The sequence below is a fragment of the Spongiactinospora gelatinilytica genome, from assembly GCF_003236385.1.
GTDB lineage: Bacteria > Actinomycetota > Actinomycetes > Streptosporangiales > Streptosporangiaceae > Spongiactinospora > Spongiactinospora gelatinilytica.
Genome location: NZ_POUA01000586.1, coordinates 1 through 2965 on the forward strand (window position 1 = coordinate 1; position 2965 = coordinate 2965).

Sequence of the window (2965 nt, forward strand, 5' to 3'; positions counted from 1 at the left end):
GGCCGAGAGCGGCACGCCCATCGCACCCCCCTGCCCACCGCGCAGCGGCGCTGACGGCCCCGAACTCTGGTCAGCGGCCTGGTATCACGCATTGTCATACTGTGGCCCGACCGTGACGTCCTGGATGGTCCCGGCGCTGACCTCGATCACCATGCATGCTGGCATCCGCGCCTTCGTTGACCTGGTGACAGTAGGTGTCCGCCGGCGCCTCTACCGTGGGCGCTTGAAGAACGTGCTGAGCAGGCGGGCGGTCAACCGGGCGACCCTCGCGCGGCAGTTGCTGCTGGACAGGGCCGAGATGCCGGTGATCGACGCCGTGGAGCACCTGGCCGGGTTGCAGGCGCAGACCCCCGATCCGTCACCGGGGAGTGACGGGGGCGCCCGATTCGGACGGAAGCCTCGTGGCGCGCGGCCGGGCGAACGCCTGACCGATCGCCTCCACCGCGCCGGCGGTGGCTGCGACCAGGCCGTATGCCACGAGACCCCCTCGGACCGAACTGACACTTGCCAGGATGACGCAAATGCAATGAAGTTGCAATAGTGGCCTCCTCTACCAGCCGCGAGCGATGTTTGAGACCATGGTCGGGCAGGGGACGCACCCCCGCCGGCTTGCTCTGACCGAAGATCTCGACAAAAAAGCGGCCCTGTCTCTACAGGTCGCATTACGCAAATCGGTAAGCTGCCACCCATGCGTGCGCCCTCGGGATACCTTCTTGCCGCGCGCTATCGGCTGAGCGAACCTGTCGGCCGCGGCGGCATGGGCACCGTTTGGCGAGCACGCGATGAGCTTCTGGACCGTCAAGTGGCTGTCAAAGAGGTCCGCCTGCCGCTCGTTCTCGACGAGGATCTGCGCTCCGAACTCTGCGCCAGGACCGAGCGGGAGGGGCGGGCCACGGCCATGGTCGCGCACCCCTCGGTGATCACCGTGTTCGACGTGGTGACCGAGGACGACCGGCCCTGGATCGTGATGGAGCTGTTGCAGGCCAGGTCGCTGGAGCAGTTCATCCGCGAGGAGGGGCCGCTCCCGCCGCGCAAGGTGGCCGAGATCGGCCGGCAGGTGCTGGGCGCGCTGCGCGCCGTACACGCCAAGGGCATCCTGCACCGCGACGTGAAGCCGAGCAACGTGCTGGTCACCCACGATCGGGCGGTGCTGACCGACTTCGGGCTGGCCGCCCTGGAGGGCGACGCGTCGATCACGCAGGCGGGCATCGTGCTCGGTTCGGCCGGTTACATCGCGCCCGAGCGGGTGCTCGGCGACAAGGCCAGCCCCGCGGCCGACCTGTGGTCGCTCGGCGCGACCCTCTACACCGCGGTCGAGGGCAAGGGCCTGCACGGACGGCGTACCGCGGCGGCCGCCCTGGCCGCGCTCACCAGCGGCGCACCGATCCCGATGGAAAGGGCCGGGCCGCTCGCCCCGGTGCTGCGCGGACTGCTCCGGATCGACCCCGACACCCGGCTCGACGCGGCCAGGGCGTCGCTGATGCTGGCCAGGGTCGCGGCGGGCGGAGCAGCCGAAGAGCCGCTGACCCAGGCCGCCCGCAGGCCGATACGCGCCGCGATCCCGGCCCCGCCGGCCCCGCGCAGGCCCGGCCACCGCGGCGTACACCGGGCCGAGTCGCGGCCCGCGCCGCCGCGCGACGCGCCGGCCGCGCCGCATCGTCCCAACGGCGCGACCGCCGCGCCGCCCCCGCCGCAACCACCGCGCGGCGGGCACCGCCGGGCCACGGAGGGAGTGCATCGCAAACCCGCCGAGCCACCGCCGCCCAGGCCGTTGGTCCTGCGTATGTCCACGATCATCAGAATGGTCCTGCCTCGCCGCTTCTGGCCGCGCGAACTTCGCAAGCGAGGCTAAAGCGGTTCGTAACCAGAAATGGCTATCGTCTACACATGCCGCCCCATCGTCAGAGCCGCCTGCTCGCCGATCGTTACGAGCTGATCTCGCCCATCGGCCGTGGCACCATGGGTACCGTTTGGCGAGCCCGCGACCACTCCCTCGGTCGCGACGTGGCGGTCAAGGAGATCCGCCAGGAGCCGGGGCTGAGCGACCCGCAGCAGGCCGAGCTGCGCGAACGCATGCTCCGCGAGGGCCGCTCAGCGGCGCGGATCAACCACCCGTCCGTCGCCGTCGTCTACGACGCCATCGAGGCGGAGGGACGGCCGTGGATCATCATGGAGCTGGTGGAGGCCCGTTCGCTGGAGCAGGTGATCGACGAGGAGGGGCCGCTGCCGCCGCGCCTCGTCGCCGAGATCGGCTCGGACCTGCTCGGCGCGCTGCGCGCCGCGCACGCCCAGGGCATCCTGCACCGCGACGTCAAACCGGGCAACGTACTGGTCACCGAGACCGGGCGGGTGGTGCTCACCGACTTCGGCATCGCCAAGGCGGCCGGCGACGCCAAGCTGACCAGGACCGGCATGGTGATCGGGTCGCCGGGGTACACGGCGCCGGAGCGGGCGCGCGGCGAGTACACGGGCCCGGAGTCGGACCTGTGGTCGCTGGGGGCGACACTGTACTTCGCGGTCGAGGGGCGGCCGGCGTACGAGCGTTCGTCGGTGGCGGCGACCCTGGCGGCGCTGATGACCGAGAGCGCCGACCCGCCGACCCAGGCGGGGCCGCTGCGCCCGGTGCTGGACGCGTTGCTGGAGAAGGACCACAAGGCACGGCTTACGGCCGGAAAGGCGGCGACGATGCTACGGGCGGTGGCGGACACCCCCTCGGACGAACCGGTTCCCGGGCCTGCGGGGGCCGATCCGGGCCCCTCACCCGCGCATCGTCCTCCTAGCGCTCCTGGCCACCGGCCCGCTCCCGAAGGCACTTCCAGGCCCGGGGCGCCGCGGCTGCCCGCGGCGCTTTCCGAGCCGTTCTCGGCTCCGGCCCCGCCGCCGGGGTACCCGGCCGCGCCGGGCGCCGCGCGGCCGGACCAGGGCGCGGGCGAACGACCGGCGGCCCGCCCCGCCGCCGCCCGGC

Annotated in this window: 2 protein-coding genes and 1 pseudogene; all 3 read left to right on the plus strand. The window is 72.5% G+C overall.

Going from position 1 to position 2965, the window contains the following annotated elements; translation table 11 throughout:
• Nucleotides 1-223 precede the first annotated feature (223 nt).
• Nucleotides 224-352: pseudogene (locus tag C1I98_RS37305) on the plus strand (winged helix DNA-binding domain-containing protein); the annotation flags it as partial.
• A 336-nt stretch (nucleotides 353-688) separates the two neighbouring features.
• Nucleotides 689-1852: a serine/threonine-protein kinase gene (locus tag C1I98_RS37310; protein ID WP_111171971.1), complete on the plus strand. Its 1164-nt coding sequence runs from the start codon at nucleotides 689-691 to the stop codon at nucleotides 1850-1852.
• Nucleotides 1853-1887: 35 nt separating this feature from the next.
• On the plus strand, nucleotides 1888-2965 hold a 1078-nt coding region (locus tag C1I98_RS37315), incomplete at its 3' end, for a serine/threonine-protein kinase (RefSeq protein WP_146607878.1).